The 16,186-nt window shown below is 56.4% G+C and carries 18 protein-coding genes and 1 riboswitch; of the genes, 15 read left to right on the top strand and 3 right to left on the bottom strand.

The features are described from left to right. Window positions 1-10: 10 nt before the first annotated feature. The 15 genes from OCV66_RS10830 (at window position 11) to OCV66_RS10765 (ending at window position 12,255) form a co-directional block, all read left to right on the top strand. On the top strand, window positions 11-1,048 hold the full coding sequence (locus tag OCV66_RS10830; protein ID WP_159068120.1) for a branched-chain amino acid ABC transporter permease: 1,038 nt from the start codon (window positions 11-13) through the stop codon (window positions 1,046-1,048). 52 nt (window positions 1,049-1,100) lie between these two features. Next, window positions 1,101-1,835, top strand: a complete 735-nt coding sequence (locus OCV66_RS10825; RefSeq protein ID WP_159068121.1) for an ABC transporter ATP-binding protein — start codon at window positions 1,101-1,103, stop codon at window positions 1,833-1,835. Beyond that, window positions 1,822-2,526: an ABC transporter ATP-binding protein gene (locus OCV66_RS10820; RefSeq protein WP_054328356.1), complete on the top strand. Its 705-nt coding sequence runs from the start codon at window positions 1,822-1,824 to the stop codon at window positions 2,524-2,526. Before OCV66_RS10825 ends, OCV66_RS10820 begins: the two co-directional genes overlap by 14 nt. A gap of 25 nt (window positions 2,527-2,551) precedes the next feature. Next, window positions 2,552-2,926, top strand: coding sequence for a cupin domain-containing protein (locus OCV66_RS10815; protein WP_054328357.1), 375 nt, complete (start codon window positions 2,552-2,554; stop codon window positions 2,924-2,926). Between the two features lie 34 nt (window positions 2,927-2,960). Continuing rightward, window positions 2,961-3,800, top strand: a complete 840-nt coding sequence (locus OCV66_RS10810; RefSeq protein ID WP_107631256.1) for a transketolase — start codon at window positions 2,961-2,963, stop codon at window positions 3,798-3,800. Between the two features lie 20 nt (window positions 3,801-3,820). Next, complete coding sequence (locus tag OCV66_RS10805) at window positions 3,821-4,792, top strand: transketolase family protein (protein WP_054328358.1); 972 nt, start codon at window positions 3,821-3,823, stop codon at window positions 4,790-4,792. Window positions 4,793-4,804: 12 nt separating this feature from the next. Then, entirely contained in the window at window positions 4,805-5,833 is a 1,029-nt protein-coding gene (locus OCV66_RS10800; protein ID WP_054328359.1) for a zinc-dependent alcohol dehydrogenase, read from the top strand. A 59-nt stretch (window positions 5,834-5,892) separates the two neighbouring features. After that, a complete protein-coding gene (locus OCV66_RS10795; RefSeq protein ID WP_390125245.1) occupies window positions 5,893-7,338 on the top strand; it encodes a 4-hydroxyphenylacetate 3-hydroxylase family protein in 1,446 nt (481 codons plus the stop codon). Between the two features lie 29 nt (window positions 7,339-7,367). Further along, entirely contained in the window at window positions 7,368-8,684 is a 1,317-nt protein-coding gene (locus OCV66_RS10790; RefSeq protein WP_054328597.1) for an acetyl-CoA hydrolase/transferase family protein, read from the top strand. Window positions 8,685-9,351: 667 nt separating this feature from the next. Further along, complete coding sequence (locus OCV66_RS10785) at window positions 9,352-9,729, top strand: helix-turn-helix domain-containing protein (protein ID WP_054328171.1); 378 nt, start codon at window positions 9,352-9,354, stop codon at window positions 9,727-9,729. 10 nt (window positions 9,730-9,739) lie between these two features. Continuing rightward, a complete protein-coding gene (locus OCV66_RS10780; RefSeq protein ID WP_054328170.1) occupies window positions 9,740-10,291 on the top strand; it encodes an RNA polymerase sigma factor in 552 nt (183 codons plus the stop codon). Then, the gene (locus OCV66_RS10775; RefSeq protein WP_147574275.1) at window positions 10,284-11,021 is read left to right on the top strand and encodes a DUF4367 domain-containing protein; all 738 of its coding nucleotides are present in this window, start codon (window positions 10,284-10,286) and stop codon (window positions 11,019-11,021) included. Before OCV66_RS10780 ends, OCV66_RS10775 begins: the two co-directional genes overlap by 8 nt. Window positions 11,022-11,076: 55 nt before the next feature. Continuing rightward, window positions 11,077-11,502 carry a hypothetical protein gene (locus tag OCV66_RS10770; RefSeq protein WP_147574274.1) on the top strand — a complete coding sequence of 142 codons (426 nt, stop codon included), beginning with the start codon at window positions 11,077-11,079 and terminating at the stop codon, window positions 11,500-11,502. 302 nt (window positions 11,503-11,804) lie between these two features. Beyond that, window positions 11,805-12,047, top strand: a complete 243-nt coding sequence (locus tag OCV66_RS15640) for a helix-turn-helix transcriptional regulator (RefSeq protein WP_082397365.1) — start codon at window positions 11,805-11,807, stop codon at window positions 12,045-12,047. Next, window positions 12,019-12,255 carry a DUF6514 family protein gene (locus OCV66_RS10765; protein ID WP_054328168.1) on the top strand — a complete coding sequence of 79 codons (237 nt, stop codon included), beginning with the start codon at window positions 12,019-12,021 and terminating at the stop codon, window positions 12,253-12,255. The genes OCV66_RS15640 and OCV66_RS10765 overlap by 29 nt, the downstream gene beginning before the upstream one ends. A 60-nt stretch (window positions 12,256-12,315) precedes the next feature. Here the strand turns inward: OCV66_RS10765 and OCV66_RS10760 are convergent, their stop codons facing one another. The 3 genes from OCV66_RS10760 to OCV66_RS10750 form a co-directional block, all read right to left on the bottom strand. Then, window positions 12,316-13,944: an FAD-dependent oxidoreductase gene (locus OCV66_RS10760; protein ID WP_054328167.1), complete on the bottom strand. Its 1,629-nt coding sequence runs from the start codon at window positions 13,942-13,944 to the stop codon at window positions 12,316-12,318. Between the two features lie 33 nt (window positions 13,945-13,977). Beyond that, the gene (gene ahpC / locus OCV66_RS10755; protein WP_054328166.1) at window positions 13,978-14,541 is read right to left on the bottom strand and encodes an alkyl hydroperoxide reductase subunit C; all 564 of its coding nucleotides are present in this window, start codon (window positions 14,539-14,541) and stop codon (window positions 13,978-13,980) included. A gap of 278 nt (window positions 14,542-14,819) precedes the next feature. Beyond that, the gene (locus OCV66_RS10750) at window positions 14,820-15,893 is read right to left on the bottom strand and encodes a 6-phosphofructokinase (protein ID WP_054328165.1); all 1,074 of its coding nucleotides are present in this window, start codon (window positions 15,891-15,893) and stop codon (window positions 14,820-14,822) included. Between the two features lie 203 nt (window positions 15,894-16,096). Then, window positions 16,097-16,186: riboswitch (ZMP/ZTP riboswitch) on the top strand.

Genomic DNA, 16,186 nt, shown 5'->3' with positions numbered 1-16,186 from the left:
GATGCGAGATATGAGCTATAAAGGAAATTCTATTTTTAAGGGTAAATTTTTCGTTTGGCTGGCAGCGCTGTGCTTTCTTGTCGCGCCGCTGCTGGCAAACACCTATATGCAGAGCATCCTGATCCTGGTTTGCTTCTATGCATTTGCAGCGGTCGCCTGGAACCTGATCTGCGGCTACGCCGGCACGATGTCGCTCGGCCATTCGGTTTACATGGGCATCGGCGGCTATATCTCTACGATCCTCCTGGAAACCAAGGGTGTTTCCCCCTGGATCGGCATGCTGATCGGCGCGGCGGTCGCCATGCTGATCGGCGTTGTCATCAGCTATCCGACTTTCCGCCTCAAGGGTCCGTATTTCACGCTCGCCTCCATCGCGATCTGCGAAATATTCGGCACCTTTGTCCTGAACACGGAAAACCTCGGCCCAATCCCGCTCAAGGGCGGCTCCGGCTGGTCGCTGACCCAGACGGGCTATCAGGCCGTTATGTATGAGTTCCGCAGCAAGCTGGGCTACTACTATGTTGCGTTTATCCTGCTGGCCATCGGCGTTTTTGTCACCTGGAAAATGTCCAGAAGCAAGCTCGGGTATTATCTGGTCGCGATCCGCAGCGACGACGACGCCGCGCGGAGCCTGGGCATCAACGTGACCAAGTACAAGCTGATCGCCATGGGCATCAGCTGCTTTATGATCTCCCTAGCCGGTACTTTCTATGCCCAGTACTTCCGTTACATCGGTCCGGACCGCATTTTCGGCTACGACCTGGCGGTACAGATCGCCCTGATCGCCCTGATCGGCGGGCAAGGCACCGTTATGGGTCCCGTGATCGGCGCGGTCGTGCTGGTCCCCCTGTCGGAATACCTGTCCGCCACCTTCGCGGGTACGATGTCCGGCCTGAACCTATTCCTGTACGGCGTTATCATGATGCTGGTCGTTTACTTTATGCCTCACGGTTTGTGCGAATATGTCGTAAAGGCGGCGCAGTGGATCGAGGAGAAGCTGTTCGGCGCGCATGGAAAGAGGAAACAGTCCAAGGCGGCGTCCAAATAACCGCCGCCGGCAAAGGCACCGCGCAAATATGTACGAAGCGAGGGATAAGAAAATGTCAGTAATCGTTAAAATGGAACATGTGACCAAGCAGTTCGGCGGCCTGACAGCGGTAAACGATTTTTCCGGCGAGATTGAGAAAAACGCGATCGTCGGGCTGATCGGCCCCAACGGCGCCGGCAAGACCACCCTGTTCAATATGATCGCCAACTACTACCACCCGACCAGCGGCAAAATCTATTTCAAGGACCAGGATATCACCGAGGCCAGGACCGAGGACATGGCCAGGATGGGGCTTGCGCGCACCTTCCAGGTCACAAAGCCGTTCGGCGACATGACCGTGCTGCAGAACATCATGGTCGGCGCGTTCCTGCACACCACCAACGCCAGGCAGGTGGAGCAGAAGGCGCGTGAGGTTGCTGGTCTGGTCGGCATGACCTGCGATCTGGATATGATCGCCAACAACACGACCACTGTGGACAAGAAAAAGCTGGAGATCGCCCGCGCGCTGGCGGTCGGTCCGGAGCTTATTCTGCTTGATGAGGTCATGGCCGGCTGCAACCCGCAGGAAAAGCTCGAGCTGGTCGACACTTGCCGCAAGGTGCGCGACGCGGGCGTTACCATCCTGATCATCGAGCACGATATTAAGACGATCATGTCCCTGTGCGACAAAATCTACATCCTGCACCGGGGCGAAAAGCTGGTGGAAGGCACGCCCGAGCAGGTCGCCAACGACAAGCGTGCGATCAGCGCCTATTTGGGGGAGGATTTTGACAATGCTGAAAATTAGCGATTTACGCACCGGCTACAACGGCGGTGAAATTGTCCACGGCATTTCGCTGGAGGTGCCGGACAATCAGATCGTCGCGATCGTGGGCGGCAACGGCGCCGGCAAAAGCACACTCATCAAGGCGATCACCGGCCTGATTCCGCTCACCAGCGGCACGGCGGAATACAACGGCGAAAAGCTGAACGGCCTCTCCCCCGACAAGATCATGCAAAAAGGCGTCTGCCTGGTGCCGGAGGGCCGCCAGCTCTTCCCCAACATGACGGTGGAGGACAATCTCGACATCGGCTCCTGCACCAAGGAGTCCCGCAAGCGCCGCAAGGAAAACAAGGAAGAGATGTTCCAGATTTTCCCGCGCCTGCTCGAGCGGCGCCGGCAGCTCACCGGTACGCTCTCCGGCGGCGAGCAGCAGATGGTCGCCATGGCCCGCGCACTGATGAGCAACCCCAAGCTGCTGATTATGGACGAACCCTCCTGGGGCCTCGCGCCGATCCTGGTGACCGAAATGTTCCAGACCATCGAGATGATCCGCGACCGCGGCACCGCGATCCTGATTGTGGAGCAGAACGTCGGTAAGACGCTGTCCATCTCGGACTGGGGCTATGTCATTGAGAACGGCACGGTCGTCATGCAGGACGTGGGCAAAAAGCTGCTGCAGGATGAAAGCCTGAAGAAAGCATACCTGGGCATTTGACCGGACGGAAAGGAGCCGATAGCCTATGCTCAAATTCACTGTTGACAGCGTAAAAGGAAAGGTCATCAACCCCGGCACCATCAACGAGCGGCGGATCAAGCTGTTCGCCTCGCCCTATTCGCCCGCCAGACGGGACGCCTACGGCTGCGGCATGGCCCTGATCGACCCGGGTCAGGTGCATGAGGAGCACGCGCATCCGGACAGCGAGGAGCTGATCTTCGTCGTCCATGGGACCGGCACAGGCCGGATCGCAGGGCAGGAGGTGCAGGTGCAGCAGGGCGACCTGATCGCGATCGAAAAAGGAGAGCCGCACCAGTTCCGCAACACCGGCGCGGAGCAGCTCCGGCTGCTCTGGATCTACTCGCCGCCCGGGCCGGAAAAGAAGTTCTTAGACGGTTGACCAAAACAATCCCTGAAAACCGAAGGAGATCATTATGTTAAGTGCCGAAAAAATTCGGGAAATGAAGGTATTTTCCAAGCAGGTGCAGATGGAGGTCGTAAAAATGATCGCCGGCCTGGGCGTGGGGCATCTGGGCGGCTCGCTGTCCATCACCGACCTGCTCTCCGTTCTGTACTGCAATCAGATGCGCTACGAGCCTAAAAACCCCCGCTGGGAGGGGCGTGACTGGTTGGTGCTGTCCAAGGGTCACGCCGGTCCGGCGCTGTACGCCACGCTCGCGCTCAAGGGTTTTTTCCCCGTGTCCGAGCTGGCAACGCTCAACCGCCCGCACACCAACCTGCCCAGCCATGTCGACCGGACGAAAACCCCCGGCGTTGATATGACCTGCGGCTCGCTCGGCCAGGGCGCCTCGGCCGCCGCGGGCATTGCGCTCGCGCTGCGGCTCGACCACAAGGATAACCGCGTGTTCGCCGTGTTCGGCGACGGGGAGATCGACGAAGGGCAGGTCTGGGAAATGGCGCTGTTCGCCGCCCAGCGCAAGCTCTCCAACCTGATCGCCTTTGTCGATTACAACAAGCTGCAGCTCGACGGTACGACCGACGAGGTCTGTGCCTTGGGCGATATCACCGCCAAATTCCGCGAATTCGGCTGGTATGCGCAGGAGGCGGACGGCCACGACGTTGCGGCGATCAACACGGCCATCGAAAACGCCAGGGCGCAGTCGGATAAGCCCTCCATGATCGTGCTGCATACGATCAAGGGCAACGGCTGGAGCAAATCCGCCGGCCAGGTGGGCAGCCACAGCCGCGGCCTGACAGCGGAGGAGCTGGAAGAGGCGCTCTCGGAAATGCAGTCTACGATCGACTCGTATTAAGTCCGCAGGAGGATAGACTTATGCAATTTCAGTTAGAAGAAAAGCTCAGCAACGACCCCGTGGAAATGCGTTCGGTCTTCTGTGACACACTGATGGAGCTGGCCGGGCAGAATCGGGACATCATGGTACTCGACGCGGACCTGATGGGCGCGATGGGTACAAAGCCCTTCGCCAAGGCATTTCCCGAGCAGACCGTAGACTGCGGCATCCAGGAGGCGAATATGATGGGCGTGGCCGCGGGCCTGTCCGCGGCCGGCAAAATCCCGTTCGCGCATACGTTTGCGCCGTTCGCAACACGCCGCGCGTGCGACCAGATCTTTGTATCCGGCGCTTACGCAAAGCTCAATGTCAAGATCGTCGGCTCGGACCCCGGCATCACGGCGGCGCTCAACGGCGGCACGCATATGCCGTTTGAGGATATGGGCATCATGCGCGGCATACCGACCATGACCGTGCTGGAGCCGGTGGACACCGTTATGCTGCGGGATCTGATGCGACAGATTGCCGGCGTCTACGGCATGCATTACATGCGCCTCGTCCGGAAGACAACGGTCCGTGTCTTCCATGACGGCGCGACTTTCGATATTGGGAGAGCCGTGCTGCTGCGCGAGGGAACGGATGTCACGATCATCGCCTCCGGCTTCTGCGTCGCGGAAGCGCTCAAGGCGGCGGCCGCGCTGCAGGAACAGGGCGTCAGCGCCCGCGTACTCAACATCTTCACTTGGAAGCCGATCGACGCGCAGGCAATCATCGCGGCGGCCGCGCAGACCGGCGCAGTCGTGACTGCGGAAAACCACAATATCATCAACGGCCTGGGCAGCGCGGTGTGCGAGATCCTGTGCCAAAACCAGCCCGCACCCCTCGAGATGGTCGGCGTACACGATGAATTTGGCGAGGTTGGGCCAGTGGATTACTTGGCCGACCGCTTCGGCCTGACCGCACCCTATATTGTGGAAGCGGCGAAAAAAGCAATCGCCCGAAAAGCACGGTAAGGAGGCTGTTATATGAAAGCATTGGTTATTGAAGAGCCTCTCAAAATGCACCTAACTGAGATCCCCCGTCCGGAGCTGGAAAGCGGCGAGGCGCTGATACGGGTGCAGTACATCGGTATCTGCGGCACGGATATCCATGTGTTTAACGGCCACCATCCCACGGCGGTGTTCCCGCTGGTACCCGGCCACGAGTTCGTCGGAGAATTGGTGCAGATCAGTGGGGAGGGTGCCGAGGGTTTTGAGCTGGGCGACACGGTCGTCGCGCAGGAGCTGCTGACCTGCGGACGCTGCGACGCCTGCGCCAAGGGCGAGGACAACGTCTGCGAGCATCTGAAGATCATCGGCGTACACGCGGACGGCGGCTTTGCCGAATATGTGCGCGTAAAAACCAGAAAGATGTACCGCGTCCCCAAAAGTGTGGACCTGCGGCGGGCAGCCCTGATCGAACCACTCGCGGTGGCGGTCCATGACGTGCGCATGAGCGGCCTGAAGATCGGGGAAAGCGCGCTCATCGTAGGCGGCGGCCCGATCGGCCAGCTCATCGCCTGCGTTGCCAAGGCCGCGGGCGCGCGCAGGGTGGTCGTTTCCGAGGTCGTGGAAAGCCGGCGCGTGCTGGCGGAAAAGCTCGGCTGCATCGCCCTCAACCCGCTCGACCACGATTTCGCGGCCAAGCTGCTCGCCGCGAACGGCGGCAAGCCCTACGACGTCAGCTTTGAGGCCGCCGGCGTCCCCTCCGCTATCACCAACTGCGTCGATTACACCAAGAATACCGGCGCCATCGTCCAGATCGCCATGACGCGCGAGCCTTATCCGGTGGATACCGGCAAGCTGTTCGCCAAGGAGCTGCGCGTACAGGGGGTACGTATCCACAGCCAATATGCCTTCTCCTGCGCGGTCAATCTGGTTTCCTCCGGCATGCTGGACGAGGCGCTCGACCTGCTGATCAGCAAGGTATTTCCCTTTGACGCGGTCGCGGACGCGTTCGACTATGCGGAGACGCACAAGGATGCATTCAAGGTGCTTGTCCAGATCGGATCATAACATCTTCCATACACCTTTTGTACCGATATTTATCAAACAAGAAAGGATACTTGATCGATATGATGACCAAAGACCAATATATCGAGTCCCTGCGGAAGCTGCACCTGAACCTGTACAGCTTTGGGGAAAAGGTGGAGAATCCGGTGGATAACGCGATCATCCGCCCGTCGCTGAACTCGTTCGCGGCGACCTATGAGCTGGCGGAGGATCCGCAGTACGAGGACCTGATGACCGCGACCTCCAACCTCACGGGCAAGAAGATCAACCGCTTCACTCATCTGCATCAGTCCACGGACGACCTGATCAAGAAGGTGAAGATGCAGCGCCTGCTGGGGCAGAAGACCGCCGCCTGCTTCCAGCGCTGCGTCGGCATGGACGCGTCCAACGCGGTCTACTCCACCACCTATGAAACCGACGAGGCGTGCGGCACGCATTACTTTGATAACTTCGTGAAGTTCTGGACCGACGTGCAGGAGAACGACTGGGCGGTGGACGGCGCGATGACCGACGTCAAGGGCGACCGCAGCCTGTCCCCCTCCAAGCAGGCGGATCCGGACCTGTTCCTGCATGTGGTGGAGCGCACGGCGGACGGCGTTTACGTCACGGGCGCGAAAGCGCACCAGACCGGTTATATCAACAGCCATTATGTGCTGGTGATGCCGACGATCTCGATGCGCGAGGGGGACGAGGACTACGCGATCTCGTTCGCCTGCCCGACGGACGCGGAAGGCATTACGCTGATCCTTGGGCGGCAGTCGTGCGACACGCGCAAGACCGAGGAATACAACGACATCGACGTGGGCAACAAGGTCTACGGCGGGCATGAGGTGCTGGTGATCTTCGACCATGTGTTCATCCCGAACGAAATGATCTTCCTGAACGGGGAGGTGCAGTTCGCGGGCATGATGGTAGAGCGGTTCGCGGGCTACCACCGCCAGAGCTACGGCGGGTGCAAGGTAGGCGTGGGCGACGTGCTGATCGGCGCGACGGCGCTTGCGGGCGATATGGCAGGCTCTGCGAAGGCCAGCCATGTAAAGGATAAGCTGATCGAGATGACGCACCTGAACGAGACGCTGTACTGCTGTGGCATCGCATGCTCCAGCCAGGGAACGAAGACAAAGAGCGGCAACTACCTGATCGACCTGCTGCTGGCGAACGTATGCAAGCAGAATGTGACGCGGTTCCCGTATGAGATTGCGCGGCTGGCGCAGGACCTTGCGGGAGGTCTGATGGTGACGCAGCCGAGCGAGGCGGACTACCGGAATCCGGCGACGCACGACTACATCGAGAAGTACCTCAAGGGGGTGGCAAGCGTGCCGACCGAGGACCGCATGCGCGTGCTCCGGCTGATCGAGAACATGACGATGGGTACGGCCGCGGTTGGCTACCTGCCCGAGTCCATGCACGGCGCAGGCTCCCCGCAGGCCCAGCGCATCATGATCGCACGACAGTCCAACCTCGAAATGAAAAAAGAACTCGCCAAGAAGATTGCCCGTATCAAGTAATCGCAGGCATTGGAAAGGCGGAAAGATCAATGGATTGGAGAACCTATTATAAGGAGCATACGATGACGCCGGAGCAGGCAGTTTCGGTCATCAAGGATGGCGATCGGGTGGTGTTCGGCCACGCGGTCGGCGAACCGATCATTTTCCAGCGGACAATGGCGCGCTTGGCGGAACAGTTCCACCAGGTTGAGGTCGCGCATATGGTTTATCTCGGCTCGGGCGAGTACCTGCAGCCCGGCATGGAGCCGCATTTCCGCCACAACGCACTGTTTGTCGGCGGGCTGGCACGCAAGCCGATCGCGGAGCACCGCGCGGATTATACCCCTGTGTTCTTTTCCGATGTGCCGCGTCTGTTCCGCGACGGCACGCTGCCTGTCGATGTGTTCGCGTTTACCTGTTCCCCGCCGGATGAACGGGGCTATGTCAGCCTCGGTCTGTCCTGCGATTATGGCGCGCAGACGGTCAAATCCGCCAAAACCGTGATCGCAGAGGTCAACCCGAACATGCCGCGCACCTATGGCGAAACCTTTGTGCATGTGTCCGAAATCGATGGTTTCCTGTGCTCTTGGGAGCCGCTTCCCGAATCCAGGCCGGCGAAAATCAGCGACGCCGACCGGCAGATCGGCAAATATATCGCCGGCCTGGTGCAGGACGGGGACTGCCTGCAGCTTGGCATCGGCGCGCTGCCCGACGCTGTCTGCTCTTTTCTGGGGGAAAAGCACGACCTCGGCCTACACAGCGAAATGATCTCGGACGGCATCCTGCCGCTGCTGGAAAGCGGCGTGATCACCGGCAGACGCAAGCAGCGCGATACCGGCAAGATCACGGTGACATTCCTGATGGGGACGCGCCGGCTGTATGATTATGTGGATAACAACCCGCTTATACGGATGCTTCCGGTGGATATTTGCAATGATCCCGCGGTTATTTCACAAAACGACAACGTGGTTTCGATCAACTCCTGCGTGGAGGTAGACCTGCAGGGACAGGTCTGCGCCGAGGCCATCGGCCTGCGGCAGATCTCGGGCATCGGCGGACAGATGGACTTTGTGCGTGGCGCGAACCTTTCCAGAGGCGGACGGTCGATCATCGCCCTGCATTCCACAACCAACGACGGTTCAGCCTCCAAAATCGTACCCACGCTGACGACCGGCGCGCCGGTCACGACCAGCCGGTGCGATGTCAACTATATCGTGACGGAATACGGCGTGGCGCAGCTTCGCGGCCAGACGCTGCGGGAACGCGCCCGCCGTCTGATCACCATCGCACATCCCAGCTTCCGCGAACAGCTCGCCGCGGAATATGAGCAGCGCTTCGGGGAAAAGCTCCCGCTTTCTCCCGTCTGACTGTGCGCTTTCTCTTTTACGATACACTTCTTCACTTCTCTTTCTTCTCCGTCCAGACGGGGTATCCCTCCGTCTGGACAAACCACAGGCGCCCGCAGCGTTTTGCTGCGGGCGCCTGTGGTTATTTTTACCGTCTGGACACTTTCGGGTGGCCGCCCGAATAGTTGTCGGCACCGCAATCGGGAGAAGCGGCGGAATAGTGACCTCCTCATACGGCCTGGTTTCCAGCGCCGCGTAATCCCAGCTCGAGCGGCCGTTGGTCGCCACCGCAGCAACCGCCTTGCCTATGTCGATGCCACCGCCGCAGTCTGTTTTTCTTTTGCGCCGGCCGCGTTTTGCCGTATTGTCCCGTGCATGCCGGATGTGTAATTGCATTTATTGATTACCTATTAAAAATATGATATAATTGGACGAAAAAGCATGAATTATTCACTTAATTTACCAGAATAATACTATTTTATACAATTTCTTCATTTTCTTTTTTGTCATCCTAGAGGAAATTCCTCATATTTCCAATGCTACCACTTAAATTTGTATAAAATCCGTTTTTTTACAAGTCACACCATTAAATTACCGCTTATAATTGGACTATTTCCATAAAACGACTTCTATTATCAGAGTCTTTGGGGAATCTATGTTGTATCATCAATGCAAGAGGTGATTCTCCATGTACTCTCATTTTATCGGCCAGCGCATTACGCAGCTTCGGCTTGAGAAGGATATATCCGAATACCAGCTCTCTTTGGAGTTAGGCTTAAGCAAAAGCTATATTCAGGGGATCACTTCGGGTAAATCGCAGCCTTCGGTCAAGCAGCTGCTCAATATATGCGACTATTTCGGTATCACACCCGCTCAGTTTTTTGACACCGATCCGGCGGCCACCCTGCTGTTCCATGAAACAGTTAATACATTAAAAGGACTCAACGACAGCGATATCAAACTGATTTTAAATTTTGCCCAGCGCATACAGGAGCTTACCTCGGAAAAACTGCCCAGCCCCCCATCCGTGCCGGCTTCTAACTGCCCTATCATCCCACAGAAATGAGTATGCTGACATGATATCTTTTCTTTTCGCCAAAACCGAAGAAAATGACCCCGCATCACAAGCCTTGCTCATCCATCTTTATGCGGATCACTACGGTCTATGGGTGAGCAAACTCAATTCGTTTTCCGGCATTGACGATGCCAACGATATCATTCAGGATACCTTTGTAGCAATGCTTTCCAAAACTGAACTGCTGAAAACGCTTCCCGAAGCAAAGCAGATCGCTTACATAACCAAGTCACTTCTCAACCGTGCGCGGCGGGTATACTCCAACCGAAGCCGCTACAAGGTAACGGATGAAATCGAAACCGGTCTGGCGGACCGGTCGATCGATCCTGCGCTGCTGTTTGATAAAAAGGCAACCGCCGAAGCGTTCCGGCGCGCGTTGGAGCGCTTGAGCGACCGAGACCGCGAGCTGCTGCTCGATAAATACTTTGAGGACCTGCCCGACGCCGCGATTGCGGATCTGGTCGGGCTCAAGCCGGCGTCTATCAGAAGCGCTCTGACCAGAGCGCGCCGGGCTTTGAAAAAGGAACTGGAAAAGGAGCTCGAAGATGCGTAACGACTCTTTTGAATATAAAGGGACCGACAAGGAAGCAGAACTCCAGAACCATCTGGAGGAGGCTTATCTGCGTCTGATGATGCAAAAATATATGGAGCAGTATGGGGAAGAACTGCTTGAAGAAGAGAAAAACCTGCCGGACGGCGTACCCAAGCAGCCGACCGAGGCGCAGATTCAGCAGTTGAAGGACAAGCTGGCGCAGGCTGCCCAAAAGTCCGCGCCCCCGAAGCGGCGCCGTATTGCAAAGCGGCTCATTCCGGTGGCGGCGGTGCTGATCGCGCTGTTTTTGGCCACCTTGGCGAACGCCGGAGCGAGGTCGAAATTTTTTAATTTCTTTAATATTCATGGTAACGTTTCAACCGAGTATCGTTCACTAGAAGAAGATGAGCAAGAATATCTGTTTGAGTATCTTCCAAACGGCTTTAGTCAACGTCTTTATGAAGTATCTGATGATACTATTCGTATTTACTATATAAATATGTATGACAAAGAAGAGTATATTCTTCTTAATATTTCTCAAAATGGGCAGCTTATCTTATCTGATGCAGAAGAAGAGAGCCAAAGCTCTATAGCCGTCAAAATCAATAACCAAACTGGAGAGTTAAGTGAGAAAGACGGGTTATATAGTTTAGTATGGGTCGATCCATCTACTGCATCAACTTATTTATTGCAATCTGGAATTAGTAAAGATGAGCTGATTAAGGTTGCTCAGGGAATTTCAAAAAAATAGGTGCATTTTTTACTTTCCTGTATTTAATAATTGGAGGATAAATCAGGAGGGTAAAATGAAAAAGAAATTTCTATGTTTAATGGTAATCTTTTGCCTAATGTTCAGTTCAAATATTGCTTTTGCAGGTGATTTGTCATCTAAAGAAGATAGCGATGTTGAGTTACTGTATGAACAAGTAATGAATATGTCTGCAAAACTTAATATTTCTTCCCTTGGGCAAGCAACCTGCACCGGAACTGTCAGCGTCCGTCCAGGTTATAACGTTAGTCTTACTATCAATCTTCTAAAGTTTGAGAATAATTCTTGGACGACGATTAAATCATGGATACATACTGGTTCTGGAGTTGTTGGTGTCAACGAAAGTGAAACTTATTGGGTCGATCATGGTACATATATGACAGAGATTGTCGCTTATGTTACCGATTCCAGTGGCAAGTACATTGAATCTCCATCCGCAACATCTCTCATCCGAGAATACTAAAATATAAAAATAAAAAAACATCCTCCACCCATCCTGAAAGGCTTGCCTCCGCGCAAGCCTTTCTTTTTCCATAAATTGTATTAATTTAAAAATATTTGTATATTTTTCCTGCAACCGCATATAAATTCAATCGACAAATATCGCGCTTTAATTCAGGATTTCCGACACTATTTCCCTTTATTTTTCCGCTAATTATTGGATTAAAAGGAAATTTTCGTCATTTTCCACAACCTGAACTATAAGTTCGTTTCTGTTTCATTTTTCGTGGTTTATGTTTCCTCTAAAGAAGGAGGTAATAAACCATGTCTCTAAATTCTACAATTTCTCGCGAACTCTTCAAAGCGCGCACCCAGCACGGCTGGACGCAACAACAGGTCGCTGAGGCGGCCTCGATCTCGGTACGCTGGTACCAGCATATTGAAAAAGGGACGCATCTTCCCAGTACGCCTGTTATGCTCCGGCTGATCATCCTACTCGAAATTGATGTCACGTCATTTACTCAGGAGGTCGGTCTCAATGCCACAGCTTCAGTATTATCCTGTTAGAGAAACGCTCTTTTCCGCGGAGGCCGGAACACGGTATGTCTCCTTCGGCCTGCGCTGCTGCGCGCCGGAACAGGGCGTTCCGCAGCTTGCTTTTATCCCTGATGTCTCTTGCGACGAGATTTTTGTCCGCGGCCTGGCGGACAGGTTCACCAGGCATCAGCTATCACCCTGTCATTTTCTCGACGCGGTGCTGGATTCCCTTTGCTGAATCCAGACCAGCCGCATAAAACAGCGCCGAAGCGGCTCTACAGCCGTTCCGGCGCTTTGTTTATCCTTTTTGTTCGTTCCGTATTAGGTCCATCACCTGCGCCATGTTCTTTTTGCCGAATGAAACCTTGCCGTCATTGACGACCAGACACGGTACGCTCATTACATGGTATTGCTCCCGCAGCATGGGGAAATGGTTCAGGTCATATACCTCCGCGGAAACCAGCGGACTTTCCGCCGCAATGCGCTGCGCCGCCGTGACCAACTCCGGACACATCGTGCAGGACAGGGAAACCAGTATCTTCAACTCGACCGGCTTGTCCAGCGCTTCCACCGCCGCCTTTACCGCAGGCTCGATGGCCTGCCCCGGCCCTGCCGCGTTGTACAGCCCCAGAACGAACGAGGTAAACTCATGCCCGCCCGGCACGCCATGGAACGCAAGGCCGGTCGGCGCGCCGTCCGCGCGGCAGATGCGGACAAACGGCTGGTCCGCCGCTTCGGACTGTACCACTTCGACCGACAGCTTATCGGTCAGGCCGGCCAGTTCCTCCATATAGGCTTTCAGTTCCGCCGAAACCGGACGGTCGTCCAGATACAGACACAGCCGCAGCGGGGACGCCATCTTGTCAAACACCGTATGAAGCTGCGCCAGCATATCGGCTGAGAACAAGCCGTCCTCCGCCGCTTGCGTTGCCTGCACGGGCGATTCCGGCTCCATCTGCGGCTTTTGCGGGATCAGCCCTGTTTTTCGCTGCAGCTCGGCCGCGCAGCGCTCTATCTCGGTCGCCGCGAGCGCACCGTCACCGACCGCGGTCACAACCTGACGCAGGCTTTTCACGCAGACATCGCCCGCCGCATACACCCCGGGAAGCGTGGTGCGCTGGCACGCATCGGTCACAACATAGCCCTGTGCGTTCAGCTCCGCCTTGCCTTGCAGCAGCGCGGTATCCGGCTGGTAGCCCGCAAACACAAACACGCCGAACGTATCCCCCTCGGGCGGACGGTACTCGGTGACCTCGCCGGTCTGGCTGTTGCGGTAGCGTAGGTAACGCAACGCCGTATCGCCCGACACCTCCTCCACCTGGGTATGCGTCCGTACGGTGATCTTCTCGTGGCTGCGCGCCGCAGCCGCCGCAGACGGCGCGCACTTGAAATCGTCGCCCCGTATCAGGATGGTGACATGCCTGGCATACTTGGTCAGGAACACGCCCTCCTCCGCGGCCGCGAAGCCGCCGCCGACCACAAAAACATCCTTGCCGGTGAAAAACTCGCCGTCGCAGGTAGCGCAGTACGCCACGCCATGCCCGCGGAACGCCTCCTCGCCCTTAAAACCGACCATCCGCGGGTGCGCGCCGGTCGCCAGCAGGACACAGAAGCACCGCAGGTCGCCCCGGCTGGTGCGGACCGTTTTGATATCCCCGTCCAGTTTAAGCTCCGTGACCTCGGCCAGCAGGAATTCCGCGCCGAAGCGCTGCGCCTGCCTGCGCATTGTTTCGGTCAGGTCCGCGCCGCTGGCGCGCTCCACCCCGGGATAGTTGACCACCTCGGCCGTAATCGTGATCTGCCCGCCGAACCGTGCTTTCTCCACAACCAGTACACGGTAACGCGCACGCGCCAGATATAATGCCGCCGTCAATCCAGCCGGACCGCCGCCGACAACAACAGCGTCATACAAAACATCTTGGTTCATCCTATGCTCTCCCCGCTGTTTTCCGCGACGCCCTTACAACTGGCCGACCAGATCCAGGCTGGGTTTGAGCGTTTCCGCGCCCGGCTGCCACTTGGCCGGACACACCTCGTCGCCATGCTCGGCAACAAACTGGCTCGCCTGTACGCGGCGGAACAGCTCGTCTGCGTTACGGCCCACATTCCCCGCCGTTACCTCGTAAGCAACGATCCGGCCCTCCGGATTGACGATGAAGCTGCCGCGCTCCGCCAGGCCGTCCTTCTTGATATACACCTTAAAGTCCTTTGCCAGCGCGTGCGTCGGGTCCGCCAGCATCGGGTATTCGATCTTCTTGATACGGTCGGAGGTGTCGTGCCATGCCTTGTGGACAAAATGCGTGTCACAGGACACCGCATAGATCTCGCATCCGACGGCCTTGAACTCCGCGTACTTGTTGGCCAGGTCCTCCAGCTCGGTCGGACACACAAAGGTGAAGTCCGCGGGGTAGAAGAAAAACACGCTCCACTTGCCGAGGATATCCTTCTTGGTGACGGTATGAAACGCATTATTCTGATAGGACTGCACGGAAAAATCGCTGATTTCCTTATGAATCAAAGACATAAACAAAACTCCTTTTTATTTTTAGTTAGCAATAGCTAACTTATTTTTGATTATATATTTCATTTGATAGTTTGTCAAGTTTAGACAGGGATATCCTTATCATTCTGGAAAAATTCCAGCATTGGCCCTGTTTTACCTCGCGGAAGCTGTGAATTCTGTCCAAAAACGGATATTTTCCGCCGCTCCGCCCTGTTAGCATGTCCGGACGCTTTTGTTTTATCCGTTTTCGGCAAAAAAGCACCGGAGCTATGCTCCGGTGCTTTTTCATCTATTTCGGGTCAGTCCCCCATGGACAGCCCCAGATCGCGCGCCGCCTGCACGATATCGCTGTCCGGCGGGACGGTCTTGAGCTTGCCCGCCACCTCGGACAACGGCACGGGGACGATCTTATCGTCCTGCACCGCAACCATGTTGCCGAACTTCCCGTCGCGGATTAACTGGGCCGCCGCCACGCCCAGGCGGCTGGTCAGCAGGCGGTCCGCCGGACAGGGCGCGCCGCCGCGCTGGTAATGGCCGGGGATGGTCACACGGATCTCCTGGCCGGTCAGCTCCTTCAATTCCTCCGCGATCCGGTAGGAGATCGAGGGGTACGGCATGGCTTCCCGAGCGGCCTTGAACTCCTTTTTGCTCATTTTCGCCTCCTCCTGGCTGATCGCGCCCTCGGCGACCGCGAGGATGGAGAAACGCTTGCCGCTTTTTTCCCGCTTCTGGATGGCCTTGGCGATGGCCTTGGCGCTATACGGAATTTCCGGAATAATGATTACATCCGCGCCGGACGCAATTCCCGCGTACAGCGTCAGCCAGCCTGCCTTATGCCCCATGACCTCCACAATGAACACACGCGAATGCGAGAACGCGGTCGAATGGATGGAATCGATGACCGTTGTCGCGATATCGACCGCGGACTGGAAGCCAAACGTCATCTCCGTCCCCCACAGGTCATTATCGATCGTCTTGGGCAGCGTCACCACATGAACGCCATGCTCGGACAGCAGATTCGCGGTCTTGTGCGTGCCGTTGCCGCCCAGAATCACCAAACAGTCGAATTTGGCCTCCTTAATGGTTTTGAGCATTTTCTCGAGCTTGGTTTCCTCGTTCTCCTCCGCCTTGAGCATGGATTTGAACGGCTGGCGCGAGGTGCCAAGAATGGTGCCGCCCACCGTCAGGATATCCGAAAAATCGGATTCCTTCATCTCATGGTAATCTCCCTCGATCAGCCCGCGGTAGCCGTCCCGAATCCCGTACAGGGTCAGCTTGTCCCCAAATTCGTTATACAGCGTCTTCGCCACGCCGCGCAGCGCGGCGTTCAAGCCCTGGCAGTCGCCGCCGCTTGTCAGCATTCCGATTCTCATGGCAGTTCTTCCTCCCATTCGTTTTTATATCCTTATCATACGCCATTTTCCCCCGCTTGTGAAGAGCTTACCCAAGGTTTTACACAGTTTTACATTTGTTCGCTTTTTGACGGGACAGGCAGACTATGCTGTTTTTTTCACAAAATTTTTGTCAGTTTCGGCAGTTGCCTTTCCCTGCCCGCTATGATATCCTAAAGCCATGACAGATTCCCTGCGACTGACGGGCAAGGTGGAGCGTAAACCACCGGGAAGCAGGGGTTCCGCAATAAATGCCGACCGTCTGGGCAGTGTCG

This window comes from Agathobaculum ammoniilyticum, assembly GCF_025567315.1.
GTDB lineage: Bacteria > Bacillota > Clostridia > Oscillospirales > Butyricicoccaceae > Agathobaculum > Agathobaculum ammoniilyticum.
Note: the sequence above shows the minus strand (reverse complement) of the source record. Positions and strands in the feature narration are given on the sequence as shown.

What these genes read in the sequence shown, in the direction of transcription:
- OCV66_RS10830 (WP_159068120.1), top strand. Translation starts at nt 11, where the DNA reads ATGAGCTATAAAGGAAATTCTATTTTTAAGGGTAAATTTTTCGTTTGG.
- OCV66_RS10825 (WP_159068121.1), top strand. Translation starts at nt 1,101, where the DNA reads ATGTCAGTAATCGTTAAAATGGAACATGTGACCAAGCAGTTCGGCGGC.
- OCV66_RS10820 (WP_054328356.1), top strand. Translation starts at nt 1,822, where the DNA reads ATGCTGAAAATTAGCGATTTACGCACCGGCTACAACGGCGGTGAAATT.
- OCV66_RS10815 (WP_054328357.1), top strand. Translation starts at nt 2,552, where the DNA reads ATGCTCAAATTCACTGTTGACAGCGTAAAAGGAAAGGTCATCAACCCC.
- OCV66_RS10810 (WP_107631256.1), top strand. Translation starts at nt 2,961, where the DNA reads ATGTTAAGTGCCGAAAAAATTCGGGAAATGAAGGTATTTTCCAAGCAG.
- OCV66_RS10805 (WP_054328358.1), top strand. Translation starts at nt 3,821, where the DNA reads ATGCAATTTCAGTTAGAAGAAAAGCTCAGCAACGACCCCGTGGAAATG.
- OCV66_RS10800 (WP_054328359.1), top strand. Translation starts at nt 4,805, where the DNA reads ATGAAAGCATTGGTTATTGAAGAGCCTCTCAAAATGCACCTAACTGAG.
- OCV66_RS10795 (WP_390125245.1), top strand. Translation starts at nt 5,893, where the DNA reads ATGATGACCAAAGACCAATATATCGAGTCCCTGCGGAAGCTGCACCTG.
- OCV66_RS10790 (WP_054328597.1), top strand. Translation starts at nt 7,368, where the DNA reads ATGGATTGGAGAACCTATTATAAGGAGCATACGATGACGCCGGAGCAG.
- OCV66_RS10785 (WP_054328171.1), top strand. Translation starts at nt 9,352, where the DNA reads ATGTACTCTCATTTTATCGGCCAGCGCATTACGCAGCTTCGGCTTGAG.
- OCV66_RS10780 (WP_054328170.1), top strand. Translation starts at nt 9,740, where the DNA reads ATGATATCTTTTCTTTTCGCCAAAACCGAAGAAAATGACCCCGCATCA.
- OCV66_RS10775 (WP_147574275.1), top strand. Translation starts at nt 10,284, where the DNA reads ATGCGTAACGACTCTTTTGAATATAAAGGGACCGACAAGGAAGCAGAA.
- OCV66_RS10770 (WP_147574274.1), top strand. Translation starts at nt 11,077, where the DNA reads ATGAAAAAGAAATTTCTATGTTTAATGGTAATCTTTTGCCTAATGTTC.
- OCV66_RS15640 (WP_082397365.1), top strand. Translation starts at nt 11,805, where the DNA reads ATGTCTCTAAATTCTACAATTTCTCGCGAACTCTTCAAAGCGCGCACC.
- OCV66_RS10765 (WP_054328168.1), top strand. Translation starts at nt 12,019, where the DNA reads ATGCCACAGCTTCAGTATTATCCTGTTAGAGAAACGCTCTTTTCCGCG.
- OCV66_RS10760 (WP_054328167.1), bottom strand. Translation starts at nt 13,944, where the DNA reads ATGAACCAAGATGTTTTGTATGACGCTGTTGTTGTCGGCGGCGGTCCG.
- ahpC (WP_054328166.1), bottom strand. Translation starts at nt 14,541, where the DNA reads ATGTCTTTGATTCATAAGGAAATCAGCGATTTTTCCGTGCAGTCCTAT.
- OCV66_RS10750 (WP_054328165.1), bottom strand. Translation starts at nt 15,893, where the DNA reads ATGAGAATCGGAATGCTGACAAGCGGCGGCGACTGCCAGGGCTTGAAC.